Consider the following 19,021-nt stretch of genomic DNA (forward strand, 5'->3'; position numbering starts at 1 on the left):
TGATCTTCTGATGAGCAAACCGATGAAAAACGCAACCTTCTACGTGCTGGAAACCGATGCAACGAGCGATGGCCTTAGCGCCGTTGAAGCGCTGGTGTGCAATCTGGCGGAAACACGCTGGCGGGCCGGAAAGCGGGTGTTGATCGCCTGCGAAGATGAGCAGCAAGCCATTCGTCTTGATGAAGCACTGTGGCAACGGCCAGCAAATGCCTTTGTGCCGCACAACCTGGCGGGCGAAGGCCCGCGCTACGGTGCGCCGGTCGAACTGGCCTGGCCCCAGCGTCGCGGCAGTTCACAGCGCGACCTGCTGATTAGCCTGCTGCCCCACTTCGCAGATTTTGCTACTGCTTTCCATGAAGTGATAGACTTCGTTCCTTACGAAGACGCTCTCAAACAACTGGCGCGCGACCGCTATAAAGCGTATCGCAGCGTTGGATTCCAATTGAATACGGCAGCGCCACCACAGCCGCAAACGACATAGCAGAAATGGAAAAGACATATAACCCGCAAGATATCGAGCAGCCGCTTTACGAGCATTGGGAAAAGCAGGGCTACTTCAAACCGAATGGCGATACCAGCCAGGAAAGCTTTTGCATCATGATCCCGCCGCCGAACGTCACCGGTAGCTTGCACATGGGTCACGCCTTCCAGCAAACCATCATGGACACCATGATCCGTTACCAGCGCATGCAGGGGAAAAATACCCTGTGGCAGGCGGGTACTGACCACGCGGGCATCGCCACGCAGATGGTGGTTGAGCGCAAAATTGCGGCTGAAGAAGGCAAAACGCGCCAGGACTATGGCCGCGATGCATTCATCGACAAAATCTGGCAGTGGAAAGCAGAATCTGGCGGCACCATTACCCGTCAGATGCGCCGTCTGGGTAACTCCGTCGACTGGGAGCGCGAGCGCTTCACCATGGACGATGGCCTCTCCAATGCCGTTAAAGAAGTGTTTGTTCGCCTCTATAAAGAGAACCTGATCTACCGTGGCAAGCGCCTGGTAAACTGGGATCCTAAGCTGCGCACGGCGATCTCCGATCTGGAAGTGGAAAACCGCGAGAGCAAAGGCTCAATGTGGCATATCCGCTATCCGCTGGCTGACGGCGCAAAAACCGCTGACGGCAAAGATTACTTGGTGGTCGCCACTACCCGTCCGGAAACCCTGCTGGGTGATACCGGCGTGGCGGTTAACCCGGAAGATCCACGTTATAAAGATCTGATCGGCAAATTTGTAATGCTGCCGCTGGTGGGTCGTCTGATTCCGATCGTGGGCGATGAACATGCCGACATGGAAAAAGGCACCGGCTGCGTCAAGATCACCCCGGCGCATGACTTCAACGACTACGAAGTCGGTCGTCGTCACAAACTGCCAATGATCAACATTCTGACCTTCGACGGTGATATCCGCGACCGCGCTCAGGTGTATGACACCAACGGCGAAGCCAGCGATGCCTGTTCCGATGAGATCCCGGCTGCTTTCCAGCACATGGAGCGCTTTGCCGCGCGTAAAGCGATTGTCGCCGCCGTCGATGAACTGGGTCTGCTTGAAGAGATCAAACCGCACGACCTGACCGTACCTTACGGCGACCGTGGCGGTGTGGTTATCGAGCCGATGCTGACCGACCAGTGGTATGTGCGTACCGCGCCGCTGGCGAAAGTGGCGGTTGAAGCCGTTGAGAATGGCGACATCCAGTTCGTGCCGAAGCAGTATGAAAACATGTACTTCTCCTGGATGCGTGATATTCAGGACTGGTGTATTTCCCGTCAGCTCTGGTGGGGTCACCGCATCCCGGCCTGGTATGACGACAACGGTAACGTCTACGTTGGCCGTACCGAAGAGGAAGTCCGCGCTGAGAACAACCTGGCCGCCGATGTGGCGCTGCGTCAGGATGACGACGTGCTGGATACCTGGTTCTCATCCGGTTTGTGGACCTTCTCCACCCTGGGCTGGCCGGAAAACACCGAAGCGCTGCGTACCTTCCATCCGACCAGCGTGCTGGTCAGCGGCTTCGACATCATCTTCTTCTGGATTGCCCGCATGATCATGCTGACCATGCACTTCATCAAAGATGAAAACGGCAAACCGCAGGTGCCGTTTAAAACCGTCTACATGACCGGTCTGATCCGTGATGAAGAAGGTCAGAAGATGTCGAAATCCAAGGGCAACGTGATTGACCCACTGGATATGGTCGACGGCATTTCGCTGGAAGCGCTGCTGGAAAAACGCACCGGCAACATGATGCAGCCACAGCTGGCTGAGAAGATCCGCAAACGTACCGAGAAGCAGTTCCCGGACGGCATCGAGCCATCAGGCACCGATGCGCTGCGTTTCACGCTGGCAGCACTGGCCTCAACCGGTCGCGACATCAACTGGGACATGAAGCGCCTGGAAGGGTATCGCAACTTCTGTAACAAGCTGTGGAACGCCAGCCGCTTTGTGCTGATGAACACTGAGGACCAGGATTGCGGACAGAACGGCGGCGATATGACGCTGTCGCTGGCGGATCGCTGGATTCTGACCGAGTTCAACAACACAGTAAAAGCCTACCGTGAAGCGCTGGATAGCTACCGTTTCGATATCGCGGCTAACCTGCTGTATGACTTCACCTGGAACCAGTTCTGCGACTGGTATCTGGAGCTGACCAAGCCGGTGATGAACAGCGGCAGTGAATCTGAATTGCGTGGCACCCGCCATACGCTGGTTCACGTGCTGGAAGCGCTGCTGCGCCTGGCGCATCCGATCATTCCGTTTATCACTGAAACCATCTGGCAGCGCGTGAAGGGACTGAAAAATATCAGCGACGACACCATTATGCTGCAGCCTTTCCCGCACTACGATGCGTCGAAAGAAGATGCCGAAGCGAAAGCGGACATTGAGTGGATGAAGCAGGCGATCGTCGCGGTGCGTAATATCCGTGCCGAGATGAACATCGCGCTGAGCAAGCCACTGGATGTGCTGCTGCGTGACTGCTCGCCTGCAGCGCTGCGTCGCGTTGAAGCTAACCGCAACTTCCTGTCGCGCCTGGCGCGTCTGGAAAGCCTGACCATTCTGCCTGCGGGCGAGAAAGGTCCGGTGTCGGTGACCAAGCTGGTTGAAGGCGCAGAGCTGCTGATCCCGATGGCGGATCTGGTGGACAAAACCGCTGAGCTGGAGCGTCTGGCGAAAGAGCTGGTTAAGCTGGATGTGGAGATCGAGAAGATCGAGACCAAGCTGGCGAACGAAGGCTTTGTTTCACGCGCGCCGGAAGCGGTCGTTGCGAAAGAGCGCGAACGTGTGGCAGACCTGCAACAATCAAAAGCAAAACTGATTGAACAGCAGGCGGTCATTGCGGCGCTCTGATTAATTCATTGCTCTGAAAAAAACCCTGCGCGCTGGCGCGGGGTTTTTTTATGGATAAAAATGTAACGTGTAGGGTAACGACCTAAAGAGTGCGCTAATCGCGGCACCAGACCGGACCTGATCGCTCTTCGCTAGCAAACAGTACTGACTCATTTCGACAAGTTCTGCTTTGGCTTTTTCATCGACCTGCCAGGTGAAGGCATTATTTTTTAATGCGATCTCCCTCAATGCGCCCAACTGTTTTGGGCAGATCAGATACGTTTCACCGTTTGAAAAAGCCTTGATCCCTACTATCATGCGTTCTGTGCCCCTCATATTATTTACTCCCCAAATATTCTGGGGGAAATAATAGGCTGGAAAGCTCTCCGTTTTAAAAGCAAAAACCTGATCATGCCAGGAAGCCATGCCGACGATTTCAATCGCGCGTTGATTAATCTGTATAAGCTGAACGGAAAATAGCCAGAAAATGGCAATTACCAGCGCCGGAAAGAAAGCCATGACAGCTTTAAAACCATGCTGAGCTTTGACCTTATTCGTCAAAAGAGAAAGTAAAGACGGCATAAAAAGAAGAATATAAATTGCGACTACAATAAAATATTGCACCCACGGTTTCTCATGTGTGAAATAGATATTTCCTTGCACCAGAAACCTAAGCGGCAAAACGGAAAAAAGAGCGACCATTAATGCAAATAGGGTGTAAATTAAATTAATAAACGCCTTACTCGCTTTTATCTTTTCCCAAATGAATCGCCACCTGATTTTTGGCGTCAGAGGCGCAGAGCAACTTCTTATTCTTTTACTACGCGCTATCAGGAAACGACGATGCTGTTGTCTGTGCCCATTGAACTTGTTATTAACATAAACATGTAATAGAAAGGCGATGATAGCTGCCGCTCCTGCAACCCACCAGATAGATAATTTATCCAAAAAGAGAAGTGCAAAAAAAGCAACCAATATCGCGGTCAGCGCGCTAATTGCGCAGCATCCCTCATTATATCTGATTTTTAGTTTTGTTTTCTTCTTACTCAGCGTGCCTGAAAGTGTGCAAAATCCAGAAGGCAGGAGTAGCGTCATAGAAAAGACACTAAAGAAAAGCAGTGAAGTAATTAACACAGCAATTACGCCAGACACATTATTAATAATAAGCGGAAAAACATCCAGTCTGCCTATCCATTTTAAATAGCCCCATACGTTAATAAAACCTGCGATAATAAAAAGAGGAAATAGCTCTTTGATGATTTTAAAAAATCGAGAGAAAATCACTTAATGCCTCCATGCACGTCAATCAATATTGCTTTTCCCTGACGATAATGCTATTTCTGGTGAATGTCTAACCGATTTTAACCACGCTATTTTGCCATGACCCCTGAAACCCAGCCCTCACTCATAATACGGCCGATTACTGTCGCCGATAATCCGCATATTGCCCAGGTGATTCGCGACGTTTCTGCGGAGTTCGGCCTGACGGCTGACAAGGGCTACACCGTCTCCGATCCCCAGCTGGATCACCTGTTTGAGCTCTACAGTGCCGACCAGAGCGCCTACTGGATTATTGAATATCAGGGCAAGGTGGTCGGTGGCGGCGGTGTTGCGCCTCTCGCCTGCAGCGCGCCCGATATCTGCGAGTTGCAAAAGATGTACTTTCTGCCGGAGGTGCGCGGGCAGGGTCTGGCGCGCGAACTGGCGCTGAGGGCGATGGAGCATGCACGCGGCCACGGCTTCCGTCGTTGCTATCTGGAAACCACCGCCAGCCTGACGCGGGCCATTAAACTCTATGAGTCGCTGGGCTTTGAGCATATCGATAGCGCGATGGGTTGTACCGGCCATGTCGACTGCGAAGTGCGGATGCTTAAACAGCTATGACAATCGGGGCTGCCAGCCCCGCTGCCAGGATTGGTTCAGAACGCCGGAACGCCGCTGTGAAAGCGTAATTCGGTGTCAGGTTCGCTGATTAACCGCCCTTCTGTTATCCCAATCGCCTGCACGCGTGGCGTAATGTCTTTAGTGGCAATCTGCGCCGCCAGCGTTAAATAATCCTGATAGTGCCGCGCCTCTGAGCGCAGCAGCGACAGATAGAACTTTGCCAGTTCGTCATCAAGATAGGGTGCCAGACTGGCGAAGCGCTCGCAGGAGCGCGCCTCAATGTAAGCGCCACAAATCAGCTTATCCACCAGGGTTTCCGGCTCATGCGTCGTCACTTCACGCAGCAGCGATTTGGCGTAGCGGCTGGAGGTGATCTTCTGATAAACCAGCCCGCGCGACTGCATAATTTCCCACACCTGATAGAAGTGATGCAGCTCCTCTTTAATCAGCAACACCATCTTCTCCACCAGCTCATCCGCCCAGGGCAGCGCATTGCGCACGATGATGCGTTTCGTCAGGTTTTTATGGGCATTGATAAAGTCGCTGTCGCCATCTTCGCGGAAGATAAAATCTTCATAGGGCTTCAGCCACGCCAGAATAGCGTCGCCGCTGGGTTTGTCGGCGACATATTTGCGGATCAACCACACCGCAGTCTGCGCGGCTTTCAGTTCGCACACCAGATGGTCGGTTAACAGCAGAGTCAGATTTTCTGGTTTGCGCGCCTCATCAATCCAGGCCTGTGGCGTGCGACAGTGCAGAAACTGATAGATCGGTTCAAGTAACGGTGCGTAGTTCATGATGTCAAAACAGGTGTGGCAGAGGTGACAGGCGGAGAACTCTCCGCCCCGGCTACTTAGTGGCGAATACCATTATCATCTTCATCTTCGATGGCGTCGTCATCTTCGTCTTCATCTTCGGCATCGGGATCTTCGAAATAGGTGCCCCAGCCGTCATAATCGACGTTGTACTTGCCAATCAGGTTCACCAGCTGTTCAACCTGCGCATCAATCAGCTCCGGCTTCAGTGCAGATTCGCTGATAATATCGACACACATCACCGTGGTGCCATCTTCCAGCTCCAGCTCTTCCGGCTCGGTCACTTCATAACCCAGCTTGAAGGCGTCAACCGCGGCTTTTTCCAGTGAATCAAAATTATTGCATGAGAGATGATGCTCGATGGTATAGAGCGCATCAGGATCGCTGCCATCCTCCAGCAGCTCTTCAATAACCTGCCGCGTCTCTTCCTGCTGCTCTTCCAGTAATGCTTCATATGCCATGACAATGTCCTCTCTGAGTTCGGCAATAATCAATTATTTTCCCACACTGCCTGTCGCGCCACTACACAAAACGAAAAGTTTATTCAGCTCACACTTGAAAATGAATATTCATACGGTTAAATTGAATTTTAATTCATTTTAATGCTTACCGGAGTGTTGTATGAGTCAGCTGTATCAGCGCCATTTCCTCAGACTTCTGGATTTTACCCCCGCCGAAATTGATCATCTGCTGTCCCTTTCCGCTGAATTAAAACAGGCGAAAAAAAGCGCCAGCGAAGTGCAGTATCTGAAAGGTAAAAACATCGCGCTCATCTTCGAAAAAGACTCGACCCGTACACGATGCTCTTTCGAAGTTGCCGCTTACGATCAGGGTGCAAACGTCACTTATCTGGGCCCGAGCGGCAGTCAGATCGGCCATAAAGAGTCGATGCGCGACACTGCAAGGGTGCTGGGACGCATGTACGATGGTATTCAGTATCGCGGCTACGGTCAGGCGCTGGTGGAGACGCTGGCGGAACATGCGGGCGTGCCGGTGTGGAACGGTCTGACTACCGAGTTTCACCCGACCCAGTTGCTGGCTGACCTGCTGACCATGCAGGAGCACCTGCCGGGCAAAAAGCTCAGTGAGATGACGCTGGTTTATGTGGGCGATGCGCGCAACAACATGGGTAACACTATGCTGGAAGCGGCGGCACAGGTGGGTCTGGATCTGCGTCTGGTGGCACCGAAAAGCTGCTGGCCAGAGGACGAACTGGTGGCGCAGTGCCGTCACGCCGCGCAGCAGACCGGGGGTAAAATCACCCTTACCGAACATATTGCCGACGGTGTGAAAGGCGCTGACTTTATCTACACCGACGTCTGGGTGTCGATGGGCGAAGCCAAAGAAGTCTGGGCCGAGCGTATCGCCCTGCTGCGTGACTATCAGGTTAACCGCGCGATGCTCGATCTGACCGGCAATCCGCAGGTTAAATTCCTGCACTGCCTGCCCGCTTTCCACGATGATCAGACCACGCTGGGTCAGCAGATGGCAGAGCAGTACGATCTGCCCAACGGCATGGAAGTGAGCAACGAGGTGTTTGAGTCGCCGCACAGCATTGTGTTCGACCAGGCCGAGAACCGGATGCACACCATTAAAGCGGTGATGGTGGCCACGCTCTCGGACCAACATTAACGGCAGAACTGTGGGTCAGCCTGGCTGGCCCACAGTAACCTCCCAGTTTCTGATCCGATATAATTATCTCCGCCCCCCCACTTCTGCTGAATTCATTTCAAAATAATTATTCATCACCTGAACATATTCCCGACTTACCCGCTTCGGTTTTATTTTTAACTCTTTGAACCACGACTTAAAAAAATTAAAACCACGAGAGGGTCACAGGAATAGATTTCTGTTTACCCATAACGCGATTGAATATCTATTGTACTTTCATCATTTAATTAAAAATATTTACTCAGTCATAAAATATAAAAATTCAAATCAAGAATAAATCCTATTAAATTCATATGCATAAGATAAATAAAAAAGGCAAAAACGGCTCTAAAAAGGGAATGCACCTTAAAATAAGTCATCAATAACCCTTAAATATTCACTCACGCATAAAACTTAAATCTGTTATTGATGACGTTTATCAACTTCATTGAGATTCCTTCACCCTACTGTTTGTAACGTGATAAAAATCACGTTCAGCATTTCATCAACGCTTATTATCCCCCCGAAACTTAATCGCTAAGCGGGTCAAACAAGGTGAAAAGAAATATTCACCCGGGCCCACTATTGCTTAAAACGTAGGGAACTGAAGATGAACAGACATTATGTCGGATCTGAGATTGGGCAGCTGCGATCCGTGATGCTGCACCGCCCCAATTTAAGCCTGAAAAGATTAACACCTTCCAACTGTCAGTCGCTGCTGTTTGACGACGTGCTTTCGGTAGAGAAAGCCGGAGAAGAACACGACGTGTTCTCTAAAACACTGCGTCAGCAGGGTGTTGAAGTACTGCTTTTTACCGATCTGCTGGCTGAAACGCTCGGCATTCCCCAGGCGAAAGCCTGGCTGCTGGATAATCAGGTTTCAGATTATAACCTCGGCCCCTCTTTCGCTGCCGATATCCGCGGCTGGTTGGCAGATGTCGACCATCGCCAGCTAGCGCGCTACCTCTCTGGCGGCCTGACCTACGGTGAAATTCCAGCGGCTTTCAGCAATATGGCCATCGATCTGCATTCGCCGGATGATTTCATCATGGTGCCTCTCCCCAACCATCTTTTTACCCGCGACACCTCTTGCTGGATCTACAACGGCGTCTCAATCAATCCGATGGCGAAAACCGCCCGCCAGCGGGAAACCAATAACCTGCGGGCGATTTATCGCTGGCACCCCGCATTTTCCCACGGCGACTTTATTAAATATTTCGGCGATGAAACCACCAATTATGAGCATGCCACACTGGAAGGCGGCGACGTGCTGGTTCTGGGCAATGGCACGGTAATGATTGGCATGTCGGAACGCACTACCTCCTGCGGCATCGAGTTCCTCGCCTGTTCGCTCTTTCAGCATAAACAGGCCAGCAGGGTGATTGCCATCGAGCTGCCAAAACACCGCGCCTGTATGCATCTCGATACCGTGATGACCCAGCTCGACCATAGTATTTTCTCCGTCTACCCGGAGGTCATCGATCAGCAAACCCGCTGCTGGACCCTGACCAGCAACGGACGCGGTGGCCTGAACCGCAAAGGAGAGAGCAGTTTTATGCAGGCTATTGAGCAGGCACTCCATCTCGACCAGCTGTGCCTGATCACCACCGGAGGCGACCGCTTTGAAGCCGAACGCGAGCAGTGGAACGATGCCAACAACGTGCTGACTGTGCGTCCTGGCGTGGTAATTGGCTACGAGCGTAATACCTATACCAATGAAAAATATGACAAAGCAGGCATCACGGTGCTGCCGATTCCCGGCAACGAGCTGGGCAGAGGTCGCGGCGGCGCACGCTGTATGAGTTGTCCGCTGGAACGTGACGACCTTTGAACAGGGAGAGAGCAATGAAAAAACCTTTACTGGTAGTCGCGCTGGGCGGCAATGCCCTGCTAAAGCGGGGCGAGCCGTTGGAAGCCGATGTTCAGCGCAGAAATATCGAACAGGCGGCAGAAGCCATTGCCGCCCTCACCGCTGAATGGCGGGTGATTCTGGTACACGGCAACGGGCCACAGGTGGGCTTACTGGCTCTGCAGAACAGTGCCTGCGATGCGGCAGCCCCCTATCCACTGGATATTCTTGTGGCCGAGACCCAGGGAATGATCGGCTATCTGCTGCAGCAGGCGCTGCAAAACCATCTGCCGGATGTCCAAATCAGTATGCTGCTTACCCAGGTCGAAATCGCTGTCAGCGATCCCGCCTTCCTCAACCCAACCAAATATATCGGCCCGGTTTATTCCCCTCAGCAGGCCAGGCAACTGGCGAAAGAACAGGGCTGGACGATGAAAGCCGATGGCGAGTACGTCCGCCGGGTGGTGCCTTCTCCCCTGCCAGTTCACATCGTAGAGCACGAAGCGATCCTCGCGCTGACGGAGTTGGGACATCTGGTGATCTGCAATGGCGGCGGCGGCATTCCGGTGATCCGGAACCAGCAAGGCCAGCGCCACGGAGCCGAAGCCGTTATTGATAAAGATCTCTCAAGCGCACTGCTGGCGACCCAACTTTCCGCCGATGCTCTGCTGATCCTCACCGATGCGGATGCCGTGTACCTCAACTGGGGAAAAGCTGACTGCCGCGCATTGCATCACGTGACGCCTGCCGACTTGCTGGGTATTCCGTTTGATGCCGGATCGATGGGTCCGAAAATCGCCGCCGCCTGTGAGTTTGTGACACAACGCGCAGGGATAGCCGGGATTGGCTCTCTCGCCGATGCCACAGAGATTCTCCGGGGCCATAAAGGCACCCTTATTGCCACCCATTCAACAAAATAAAAGGAAAAAATCATGCCTGTTTCATTACATAACCGCCATTTTCTCAAGCTGCTTGATTTCAGCCGCACAGAGATTCAGTTCCTGATTGATCTTTCCTTCTCGCTTAAAAAAGCCAAATACAGCGGCCACGAGGAGCAGAAGCTGATTGGGAAAAATATCGCGCTGATTTTTGAGAAGACTTCCACCCGTACTCGTTGCGCATTCGAGGTGGCGGCCTTCGATCAGGGCGCTAAGGTGACCTATCTCGGCCCCAGCGGCTCGCAGATTGGCCATAAAGAGTCGATGAAAGATACCGCCCGTGTGCTGGGCAGGATGTATGACGGCATTGAGTACCGCGGCTTTGGGCAGCAAATCGTCGAGGAGCTAGCCGCCTTTGCCGGCGTGCCGGTCTGGAACGGCCTGACCAACGAATTTCACCCCACGCAAATCCTGGCCGATCTGATGACCATGCTGGAACACGCGCCGGGCAAACAGCTGCATCAAATCGCCTTTGCCTATCTCGGCGACGCCCGCAACAATATGGGAAATTCCCTGATGGTGGGGGCTGCGAAGATGGGGATGGATATTCGCCTGGTAGCCCCACGGTCCTTCTGGCCGGAGGAAGAGCTGGTTGCGCAATGTCGCGAGCTGGCGAAGGAGAGCGGCGCAAGGATCGTACTGACTGAGGATGTGGCAGAAGGCGTGGCAGGTGTGGATTTCCTCTACACCGATGTGTGGGTCTCAATGGGAGAGAGCAAGGACGCCTGGGCCGAGCGAGTGGCGCTGATGACCCCTTATCAGGTGAATGCTGCCGTACTGAAGGCCACGCAAAGCCCGCAGGTGAAATTTATGCACTGCCTGCCTGCTTTCCACAATGAGCAGACACAAACAGGTCGCGAAATCGAAATGGCTTACGGGCTGAAGGGGCTGGAGGTCACCGATGACGTGTTCGAATCCTCTCATTCGATTGTTTTTGACCAAGCGGAAAATCGTATGCACACCATCAAAGCGGTGATGGTGGCGACTCTGGGCAGTTAACTCCCTCAGCCGCCGCCGTACCTGGTGCGGGGGCGGCTGGCTGACGACAAAGGATAAGACGTTATGCATAAATTCAGCTTTCCTTCGGCCTATACCATTTTGCTGGTGCTGATTGCCCTGGTGGCTGGCCTGACCTGGGTTATTCCTGCCGGGCAATACCGGATGGAGATGAACCCGGCCCTGAATAAAGAGGTGCCCATTGCCGGAACCTGGCAGCCAACGGCCCCGCAACCACAGGGGCTGGTGGCAATAGTACTGGCCCCAGGCGACGGTTTTTATAATCACAAGACCGACCAGGCCGGGGCGATTGATGTCGCGCTATTTATTCTGGTGATTGGCGGGTTTCTTGGCGTGGTGACCAAAACCGGGGCAATTGATGCCGGTATTGAGCGGGTGACGCAGCGCCTGCGGGGCAAAGAAGAGTGGATGATCCCGATACTGATGGCGCTGTTTGCCGCAGGCGGCACCATTTATGGCATGGCCGAAGAGTCGCTACCTTTCTATTCTCTGCTAGTGCCGGTGATGCTTACCGCCCGTTTCGACTCGGTGGTTGCCGCTGCTGTAGTAATGCTGGGAGCCGGAATCGGCACCCTGGGATCGACGATCAATCCCTTTGCTACCGTAATAGCCTCCAATGCTGCGGGGATCCCATTTACCGCCGGGATCGGGCTGCGTCTGATCATTCTGTTGCTCGGCTGGCTGATCTGCGTCGCCTGGGTGATGCGCTATGCGATCGGTATCCGTAAAGATCCAGCCAGGTCGATTGTGGCAGATCTGCAGGAAGAACACCGATCGTTTTTCCTGCGTAATCAACCCAGCGGCAACATGCTGGCCTTCACGCCGGTGCGTAAAGTGATCCTGCTGCTGTTTGCTTTAGCCTTTGCCATCATGATTTATGGCGTCTCCGTGCAGGGGTGGTGGATGGCGCAAATCTCCGGCGTGTTTCTGGTGGCTGCGATTATGATTGGACTGATTGCCCGGATGAGCGAGAAAGAGCTGACCACCACCTTTATCGACGGTGCGCGAGATCTGTTGGGGGTGGCACTGATTATTGGTATCGCCCGCGGCATCGTGGTGGTCATGGATAACGGGATGATTACCCATACCGTTCTGCATGCTGCTGAAGAGATTGTCACCGGCCTCTCATCCGTCGCTTTTATCAGCGTGATGTTCCTCCTCGAGGTGATCTTATCATTTCTGGTACCTTCCTCTTCCGGGTTGGCAGTGTTAACCATGCCGATCCTCGCCCCGCTGGCCGATTTCGCCAGTATCAACCGGGATCTGGTCGTGACGGCCTATCAGTCAGCTTCCGGGTTGGTTAATCTGATCACCCCCACTTCCGCCGTGGTGATGGGCGGCCTGGCGATTGCTCGCGTGCCCTACGTGCGCTGGGTGAAATGGATCGCCCCGCTGCTGCTGATCCTCTTCGTGCTGCTGATGGCGGTAATTGGCCTCGGGGCAGCATTATAACCTCATAATTAATAGAAACTTTATTGATTCACTACGGCCTTATTCCCCACCCACCACAGCGTAAAATAATGCGATGGTAAAAAAATCCAGGGCAACATTAGAGAGAGAACAGCAGCAACTGGCACTTTGCCGCCAGCTTATCGCCAACCACAGCTTTCACAGTCAGCAGGAGATCAGGCTGGCCTTCCAGCAGCGTGGCTGGCCTGATATCAGTCAGTCAACGATCTCAAAGCTGATAACCTTGCTGGACGTGATTAAAATAGCCAATGCCAGAGGAGAGAGAATCTACGCTTTAAACCCGTTAACGCAGGCGAAACCCGATGCAATCAGCCCGCTTTGCGCGATGGTGATCGACGCTGATTTTAACGATAATTTTGTTATAGTTCATGTGGTTGCAGGATATGCCCGTGCGATAGCCCGGGTGATTGAACACGGCGAACTGCCGGGGATACTGGGTATTGTTGCCACCAACAACAGTATCTGGATTGCCCCACGTAACACGCAGCAAACCCGTCAGTTGCATCGCCGGATCCTCAGACTGTTAAATCCCCCTGCAGATGAGGAAACGTGGTCCGATATGTCAACAAGAAGCGGGATCACGTCTTGAAGTCACTGCGGAACCGCGTATACTTTGCGGCGATTTGCCGGGAGGAAGTATGTTGTTAAACACCGCTGACATTGTCGCCCAGACGCGCCTCACCGCAGGCGGGCAGTGTCGTTTTTCCTTACCTGGCGTCACCGATCTTAAAAAAAGCCCCTCATTGAGGGGTTTTTTTTTGTCCGCAATCCGGCCGCGCAGAGGAGAGAGCTATGCCTAACCCGCTATATCGCAAGCACATCATTTCAATCAACGACCTCAGTCGTGAAGAGCTGGAACTGGCACTGGACACCGCCGCCAGGCTGAAAGCCCATCCGCAGCCGGAACTGCTGAAGCACAAGGTTATTGCCAGTTGCTTCTTTGAAGCCTCGACCCGTACCCGCCTGTCGTTTGAGACCGCGATTCATCGCCTTGGCGCATCAGCGGTAGGCTTTGCTGACGGCAGTAATACCTCGCTGGGCAAGAAAGGCGAAACCCTGGCCGATACCATTTCCGTGATCAGCACCTACGTTGATGCGATTGTGATGCGTCATCCGCAGGAAGGCGCGGCGCGGCTGGCAACGGAGTTCTCTGGCGGCATTCCGATTCTCAACGCCGGTGACGGCGCGAACCAGCATCCGACCCAGACCCTGCTCGATCTCTTCACCATTCAGGAGACCCAGGGCCGTCTTGGTCAGCTGAATGTGGCGATGGTCGGTGACCTGAAATATGGCCGCACGGTGCACTCTCTGACGCAGGCGCTGGCGAAGTTTGATGGCAATCGCTTCTTCTTTATCGCGCCCGATGCGCTGGCAATGCCGGCTTATATCACTGACATGCTGGATGAGAAGAATATCGCCTGGTCACGTCACGACAGCTTTGAAGAAGTGATGCCGCAGCTTGATATTCTTTACATGACGCGGGTGCAGAAAGAGCGGCTCGATCCGTCAGAATATGCCAACGTAAAAGCACAGTTTATTCTGCGCGCCACCGATCTCACGACGGCACGTGACAACATGAAAGTGCTGCACCCGCTGCCGCGCATCGATGAGATCACCACCGATGTCGACAAAACCCCTTACGCCTGGTATTTCCAGCAGGCGGGTAACGGCATCTATGCGCGCCAGGCTCTGCTGGCACTGGTTTTAAACAGCGAACTCGCCCTGTAAGGAGATTTCCCATGACGCAAGACAACAAATTGCAGGTCGAAGCGATCAAACGCGGCACGGTCATCGACCACATTCCGGCGCAGATTGGCTTTAAACTGCTCTCCCTGTTCCGGCTTACCGAAACCGATCAGCGCATTACCATCGGTCTGAATCTGCCGTCGGGTGAGATGGGCCGCAAAGACCTGATTAAGATTGAAAATACGTTTCTCACTGACGATCAGGTCAATCAGCTGGCGGTCTATGCGCCCCATGCCACGGTTAACCGTATCGATGATTATGAAGTAGTGGCGAAGATCGCCCCGACGCTACCGGATCATGTTGAACGGGTGCTGACCTGCCCCAACAGCAACTGTATCAGCCGAAGTGAGCCGGTCTTCTCCAGCTTTACCGTGAAGCAGCGCGCCGACGATGTGCATCTGAAGTGCAAATATTGCGAGAAAGAGTTCGCCCGCCATGTGGTGCTGGGTCACTGGTAATCGCCCTGCCCGACCTTATAATGGGCAACACTGGCGGCATCGCCGCCTGACGACGTAATCAAAGGAGCCATGATGTCTCGTGAAATCAGTACTGAAAAAGCCCCTGCCGCTATCGGTCCCTATGTTCAGGGTGTCGATCTGGGCAGCATGATCATGACCTCCGGTCAGATTCCGGTTGATCCGGCGACCGGCCAGGTGGCAGATGACATTGCCGCACAGGCGCGTCAGTCACTGGAAAATGTGAAGGCGATTGTTGAAGCTGCGGGTCTGAAGGTTGGCGACATCGTGAAGACCACGGTGTTCGTAAAGGACCTGAATGATTTCGCCACGGTCAACGCGACCTATGAAGCGTTTTTCACCGAGCATGAAGCTCACTTCCCGGCGCGTTCCTGTGTCGAAGTGGCGCGTCTGCCAAAAGATGTGAAAATCGAAATCGAAGCGATTGCGATTCGTCGCTAAAGCGTAAGCCGCCGCTCTCCGGGGATACAGGAGAGCGGCGGTGAATCACTTAACGCTTAGCAGGTCGCCACAGCCACAACACGGCGATCGCAAGCGCAAACAGCACGCCAAAGCCGACGCCCGTCGCTACCGCAGGCGCGCCCGCCTTAATCGCCAGCGTATAGAGCCCCAGCATAATCAGCATGGCGCTGTTCTCACCCAGGTTCTGTACCGCAATGGCGTTGCCTGAACCGACACTCTCTTTGCCCCGCGCCTGTAACAGCGCATTCAGCGGCACCACAAAGAAACCGCCCAGTGCACCAATCAGCATCAGCACTAAATAAGCATTCAGCAGAGAGTGCTGCAGCGCAAAGACCACCACCATGACACCAATCAGCACACCAGCCGGCATACAGCGACGCACGGTCTCCAGCGTCACCAGCTTCGCCGCCGCCGCTGCGCCAATCACAATGCCGATTGCCACCATGGCATTCAGCGTGGTTGGCGTGGTGTTGTCATTGATCCCCAGCGCCACCGGCACCCAGAGCACCAGCAGGAAACGCAGCGTTACGCCTGCGCCCCAGAACAGACTGGTGCCGAGCAGCGAGAAGCGGGTTTCTGCGTCACGCCAGAGCAGCGCGGCAGCACTGAAAAAGCTGCGTACCATCACGCCAAACTGCCAGCTCTGACCAGGCCGTGCCGCCTGCAGTTTCGGGATGAACAGGTTCGCGACCACAGCGATGCCGTAGGTCAGCGCACAGATGCCCAGCGCCGCCAGAATATGCCAGTCAGCCAGCATGCCGCCCGCCACCGAACCCAGCAGAATAGCGGCGATAGTCGAAGCCTCCATCAGCCCGTTGGCTTTCACCAGCTTCTCGCCGTGGGTGATCTCACCGAGTATGCCATATTTGGCCGGCGAGTAAGCCGCTGCGCCCGCGCCCACCAGGGTATAGCCAATGAAAGGATTGAAGCCGAAGCAGATCACCAGCGCGCCCAGCAGCTTCAGGCTGTTAGCGAGCATCATCACCCGCCCTTTCGCCATGCTGTCCGCCACCTGACCGACAAACGGCGCCAGCAGAATATAGGCCGCGACAAACAGCATCTGTAAGACCGGCTGGCTCCAGTCGGGATAGAACTGACTTTTCAGTACCGCCAGCGTGGCAAACAGTAGCGCGTTATCGCCAAACGCCGAAAAGAACTGGGCGATAATCACGGCAATCATGCCGCGCGACATCAGCGGCGCATTACGATCAAGGCTCATGCCTGCTCCTCTTCCGCCATTTTTTTCAGCGTGACGTAATCGGGTTTACCACTGCCCAGCTGCGGCAACTGCTTCATGACGCGGATATCACGCGGCAGTGCCAGCTCTGGCGCACCCAGCTCGCGGGCTGCTTTCTGCAGCCTGTCGCGCACCAGTTCAGCGTCCGTGGTGAACAGCACCAGTGCCTCGCCGCGCTGTCCATCCGGACGCAGCGACGCCGCATGTTGTTTCTCCGGCGACGCCTTCAGCGCGATCTGCTCGACGATCTCCAGCGACACCATCTCACCCGCAATCTTCGCAAAGCGTTTGGCACGTCCCTGAATCTGGCAGAAACCGCCTTCATCGAAGCTGACGATATCACCGGTGTCATACCAGCCCGCTTCCAGATTACCTTCGCCGTCGTCGGCGGCCGGGGCTTCCAGCACGCCAGGATTTTCGACCCGCAGATAGCCCTTCATCACGTTTGGTCCACGCAGTTGCAGGCGTCCGCCCTGCTCAATGCCCGGCACTGACATCAGGCGTGAATCCATGCCCGGCAGAATGCGTCCCACAGTGTGTGTCTTCGCTGCCATCGGCACATTAATCGCCACAACCGGCGCGCACTCGGTGACGCCGTAGCCTTCGAGAATGCGAATGCCATACTTCTCGATATAGAGCTGACGGGTGTTCTCCTGCAGCTTCTCCGCACCCGCAACGACATAGCGCAGACGGGCAAAATCATAGGGCGCGGCAAAGCGCGCGTAGTTACCCAGGAAGGTTGAGGTGCCGAACAGCACGGTGCAGTTACGGTCATAAACCAGCTCCGGCACGATGCGATAGTGCAGCGGGCTGGGATAGAGGAAGACCTGAGCACCGGTCATCAGCGGCGTAAACAGCCCGACGGTCAGACCAAACGCATGGAACAGCGGCAGCGCCGACATAAAGCGGTCGCGCGGCGTGAAGTCGGCGATGGTGCGGATCTGCTCGACGTTCGCCAGCAGACTTTTATGGGAATGCACCACGCCTTTAGGGTTGCCTTCAGAGCCGGAGGTAAACAGCACCATCGCGGCATCTTCCGGCTGTTGAGGTAACTGGGCGCGATGCGGCATCAGCAGATGGGCAAGGATCCACAGCTTGTCTTTGCCCGTGACGGTATCTTTCAGATCTTCCAGGTAGATCCACTGCACATCGTCCAGCCCCTGCGGCAGATGCCACAGATTGCCTTTGTCCAGGAACTGCCGCGACGTGAAGACGGTTTTAATCTGCGCCGCGGTCAGTGCTGCACGCATGCCGTTAACGCCCGCGCTATAGTTGAGCATGGCCGGAACGCGCCCGCGCAGTGTGGCACCGAAAATCGCCGCCGCCGTCACGGTGGTATTAGGCAGCAGGAGCCCCACCACTTCACGCGGCTGGCTGTAACGCTCCAGAATACGGCCTACGCCCAGCGACTTCTTCAGCAGGCCGTTATAGCTGTCGGGTTTGAAATTCACATCTTCGATGCAGCGCTTAAACGCGCCGTAACGCGTCCGCGCCGCCAGAAACGCCTCAAACAGGGTTTCACGCGGACGCACTGCCATGCGCGCTTCCATCATCACATGATGCAGATGCTCACCGGCCAGCACGCGGCGATCGCGCGCCCGTTTCGCCTCTGGCATCGGAATGCGGGTGGCGGGCAGAACGGTGAGAGTGATGCGCGGGAACAGGCGACGTTTAAACACGCCCGCCAGACGACCAAACGGCGTGTATTCAGCGCCTTCAATGCGCATTGGCACGACGTTAGCGCCGGAACGCGCCGCGACAAAGCCTGCCCCGCTGTAGATTTTCATCAGCGAGCCGGTAACAGTAATTCGTCCTTCCGGGAAGATGACCACCGGACGGCCCGTATCAATCAGCCGAACCAGCTGCTTCAGCGCCATGGGCCGGGTGGGATCCAGCGGCACAAAGTCGATAAAGGGTTTAACCAGACGCATAAACCAGCTTTCGCTGATGGTCGAGTAGACGGCAAACACCGGTTTAACAGGCAAAAATAGCGCCAGCAACATGCCGTCCAGAAACGACATATGGTTCGGTGTGATCAATACCTTCTGCTTATGCAGTTCGGCGACGTCGCCCCGCAGTTCGACCCGCCATAACAGGCGAAATATCAGGCGTAAAAGTGTGAAAGCCATGCCAGCTCCTTAGCATCGTGAAAAATA

At 54.6% G+C, this 19,021-nt stretch carries 17 protein-coding genes; 12 read left to right on the plus strand and 5 right to left on the minus strand.

The genetic code is table 11. The features are described from left to right. The first annotated feature begins 22 nt into the window (after positions 1–22). Positions 23–481, plus strand: coding sequence for a DNA polymerase III subunit chi (locus tag KTJ90_RS16820; RefSeq protein WP_008925453.1), 459 nt, complete (start codon positions 23–25; stop codon positions 479–481). A 5-nt stretch (positions 482–486) separates the two neighbouring features. After that, positions 487–3,342 carry a valine--tRNA ligase gene (locus tag KTJ90_RS16825; RefSeq protein ID WP_003850996.1) on the plus strand — a complete coding sequence of 952 codons (2,856 nt, stop codon included), beginning with the start codon at positions 487–489 and terminating at the stop codon, positions 3,340–3,342. 48 nt (positions 3,343–3,390) lie between these two features. Here the strand turns inward: KTJ90_RS16825 and KTJ90_RS16830 are convergent, their stop codons facing one another. Continuing rightward, the gene (locus KTJ90_RS16830) at positions 3,391–4,605 is read right to left on the minus strand and encodes a hypothetical protein (RefSeq protein ID WP_499025528.1); all 1,215 of its coding nucleotides are present in this window, start codon (positions 4,603–4,605) and stop codon (positions 3,391–3,393) included. Positions 4,606–4,701: 96 nt separating this feature from the next. On the opposite strand from KTJ90_RS16830, the gene KTJ90_RS16835 reads away from it, so the two are divergent. Beyond that, complete coding sequence (locus tag KTJ90_RS16835) at positions 4,702–5,205, plus strand: GNAT family N-acetyltransferase (RefSeq protein ID WP_008925451.1); 504 nt, start codon at positions 4,702–4,704, stop codon at positions 5,203–5,205. A 35-nt stretch (positions 5,206–5,240) separates the two neighbouring features. Here the strand turns inward: KTJ90_RS16835 and miaE are convergent, their stop codons facing one another. After that, positions 5,241–6,002 (minus strand): tRNA isopentenyl-2-thiomethyl-A-37 hydroxylase MiaE, encoded by a 762-nt coding sequence (gene miaE / locus KTJ90_RS16840; RefSeq protein ID WP_039658912.1) that lies wholly within the window; start codon positions 6,000–6,002, stop codon positions 5,241–5,243. 56 nt (positions 6,003–6,058) lie between these two features. Continuing rightward, the gene (gene rraB, locus KTJ90_RS16845) at positions 6,059–6,481 is read right to left on the minus strand and encodes a ribonuclease E inhibitor RraB (RefSeq protein WP_003851004.1); all 423 of its coding nucleotides are present in this window, start codon (positions 6,479–6,481) and stop codon (positions 6,059–6,061) included. 160 nt (positions 6,482–6,641) lie between these two features. On the opposite strand from rraB, the gene argF (KTJ90_RS16850) reads away from it, so the two are divergent. From argF (KTJ90_RS16850) to ridA, 9 genes are all read left to right on the plus strand, one after another. After that, a complete protein-coding gene (argF, locus tag KTJ90_RS16850; RefSeq protein WP_003851006.1) occupies positions 6,642–7,652 on the plus strand; it encodes an ornithine carbamoyltransferase in 1,011 nt (336 codons plus the stop codon). 628 nt (positions 7,653–8,280) lie between these two features. After that, positions 8,281–9,501, plus strand: a complete 1,221-nt coding sequence (gene arcA / locus KTJ90_RS16855) for an arginine deiminase (RefSeq protein WP_499025530.1) — start codon at positions 8,281–8,283, stop codon at positions 9,499–9,501. Positions 9,502–9,515: 14 nt separating this feature from the next. Next, positions 9,516–10,439, plus strand: coding sequence for a carbamate kinase (gene arcC / locus KTJ90_RS16860; RefSeq protein WP_003851011.1), 924 nt, complete (start codon positions 9,516–9,518; stop codon positions 10,437–10,439). 12 nt (positions 10,440–10,451) lie between these two features. Next, positions 10,452–11,456, plus strand: coding sequence for an ornithine carbamoyltransferase (argF, locus tag KTJ90_RS16865; RefSeq protein WP_003851012.1), 1,005 nt, complete (start codon positions 10,452–10,454; stop codon positions 11,454–11,456). Positions 11,457–11,519: 63 nt separating this feature from the next. Beyond that, positions 11,520–12,926, plus strand: a complete 1,407-nt coding sequence (locus KTJ90_RS16870; RefSeq protein WP_008925446.1) for a YfcC family protein — start codon at positions 11,520–11,522, stop codon at positions 12,924–12,926. Positions 12,927–12,999: 73 nt separating this feature from the next. Continuing rightward, positions 13,000–13,533 (plus strand): arginine repressor, encoded by a 534-nt coding sequence (locus tag KTJ90_RS16875; RefSeq protein WP_003851014.1) that lies wholly within the window; start codon positions 13,000–13,002, stop codon positions 13,531–13,533. A 203-nt stretch (positions 13,534–13,736) separates the two neighbouring features. After that, the gene (gene pyrB, locus KTJ90_RS16880) at positions 13,737–14,672 is read left to right on the plus strand and encodes an aspartate carbamoyltransferase (protein WP_008925443.1); all 936 of its coding nucleotides are present in this window, start codon (positions 13,737–13,739) and stop codon (positions 14,670–14,672) included. Between the two features lie 11 nt (positions 14,673–14,683). Then, entirely contained in the window at positions 14,684–15,148 is a 465-nt protein-coding gene (gene pyrI / locus KTJ90_RS16885) for an aspartate carbamoyltransferase regulatory subunit (RefSeq protein WP_008925442.1), read from the plus strand. Between the two features lie 72 nt (positions 15,149–15,220). Next, positions 15,221–15,607, plus strand: a complete 387-nt coding sequence (ridA, locus tag KTJ90_RS16890) for a 2-iminobutanoate/2-iminopropanoate deaminase (RefSeq protein ID WP_003851016.1) — start codon at positions 15,221–15,223, stop codon at positions 15,605–15,607. A 49-nt stretch (positions 15,608–15,656) separates the two neighbouring features. Here ridA and lplT read toward each other — a convergent pair whose 3' ends face one another. Continuing rightward, a complete protein-coding gene (gene lplT / locus KTJ90_RS16895) occupies positions 15,657–16,847 on the minus strand; it encodes a lysophospholipid transporter LplT (protein WP_003851018.1) in 1,191 nt (396 codons plus the stop codon). Further along, positions 16,844–18,994 (minus strand): bifunctional acyl-ACP--phospholipid O-acyltransferase/long-chain-fatty-acid--ACP ligase, encoded by a 2,151-nt coding sequence (aas, locus tag KTJ90_RS16900; protein ID WP_003851019.1) that lies wholly within the window; start codon positions 18,992–18,994, stop codon positions 16,844–16,846. Before aas ends, lplT begins: the two co-directional genes overlap by 4 nt. Between the last annotated feature and the right edge of the window lie 27 nt (positions 18,995–19,021).

The organism is Pantoea jilinensis (assembly GCF_019104105.1).
Taxonomy (GTDB): Bacteria; Pseudomonadota; Gammaproteobacteria; order Enterobacterales; family Enterobacteriaceae; genus Pantoea; species Pantoea eucalypti.

Coding starts and splice junctions, on each gene's coding strand:
- KTJ90_RS16820 (WP_008925453.1), top strand. CDS start 23: ATGAAAAACGCAACCTTCTACGTGCTGGAAACCGATGCAACGAGCGAT.
- KTJ90_RS16825 (WP_003850996.1), top strand. CDS start 487: ATGGAAAAGACATATAACCCGCAAGATATCGAGCAGCCGCTTTACGAG.
- KTJ90_RS16835 (WP_008925451.1), top strand. CDS start 4,702: ATGACCCCTGAAACCCAGCCCTCACTCATAATACGGCCGATTACTGTC.
- miaE (WP_039658912.1), bottom strand. CDS start 6,002: ATGAACTACGCACCGTTACTTGAACCGATCTATCAGTTTCTGCACTGT.
- rraB (WP_003851004.1), bottom strand. CDS start 6,481: ATGGCATATGAAGCATTACTGGAAGAGCAGCAGGAAGAGACGCGGCAG.
- argF (WP_003851006.1), top strand. CDS start 6,642: ATGAGTCAGCTGTATCAGCGCCATTTCCTCAGACTTCTGGATTTTACC.
- arcA (WP_499025530.1), top strand. CDS start 8,281: ATGAACAGACATTATGTCGGATCTGAGATTGGGCAGCTGCGATCCGTG.
- arcC (WP_003851011.1), top strand. CDS start 9,516: ATGAAAAAACCTTTACTGGTAGTCGCGCTGGGCGGCAATGCCCTGCTA.
- argF (WP_003851012.1), top strand. CDS start 10,452: ATGCCTGTTTCATTACATAACCGCCATTTTCTCAAGCTGCTTGATTTC.
- KTJ90_RS16870 (WP_008925446.1), top strand. CDS start 11,520: ATGCATAAATTCAGCTTTCCTTCGGCCTATACCATTTTGCTGGTGCTG.
- KTJ90_RS16875 (WP_003851014.1), top strand. CDS start 13,000: ATGGTAAAAAAATCCAGGGCAACATTAGAGAGAGAACAGCAGCAACTG.
- pyrB (WP_008925443.1), top strand. CDS start 13,737: ATGCCTAACCCGCTATATCGCAAGCACATCATTTCAATCAACGACCTC.
- pyrI (WP_008925442.1), top strand. CDS start 14,684: ATGACGCAAGACAACAAATTGCAGGTCGAAGCGATCAAACGCGGCACG.
- ridA (WP_003851016.1), top strand. CDS start 15,221: ATGTCTCGTGAAATCAGTACTGAAAAAGCCCCTGCCGCTATCGGTCCC.
- lplT (WP_003851018.1), bottom strand. CDS start 16,847: ATGAGCCTTGATCGTAATGCGCCGCTGATGTCGCGCGGCATGATTGCC.
- aas (WP_003851019.1), bottom strand. CDS start 18,994: ATGGCTTTCACACTTTTACGCCTGATATTTCGCCTGTTATGGCGGGTC.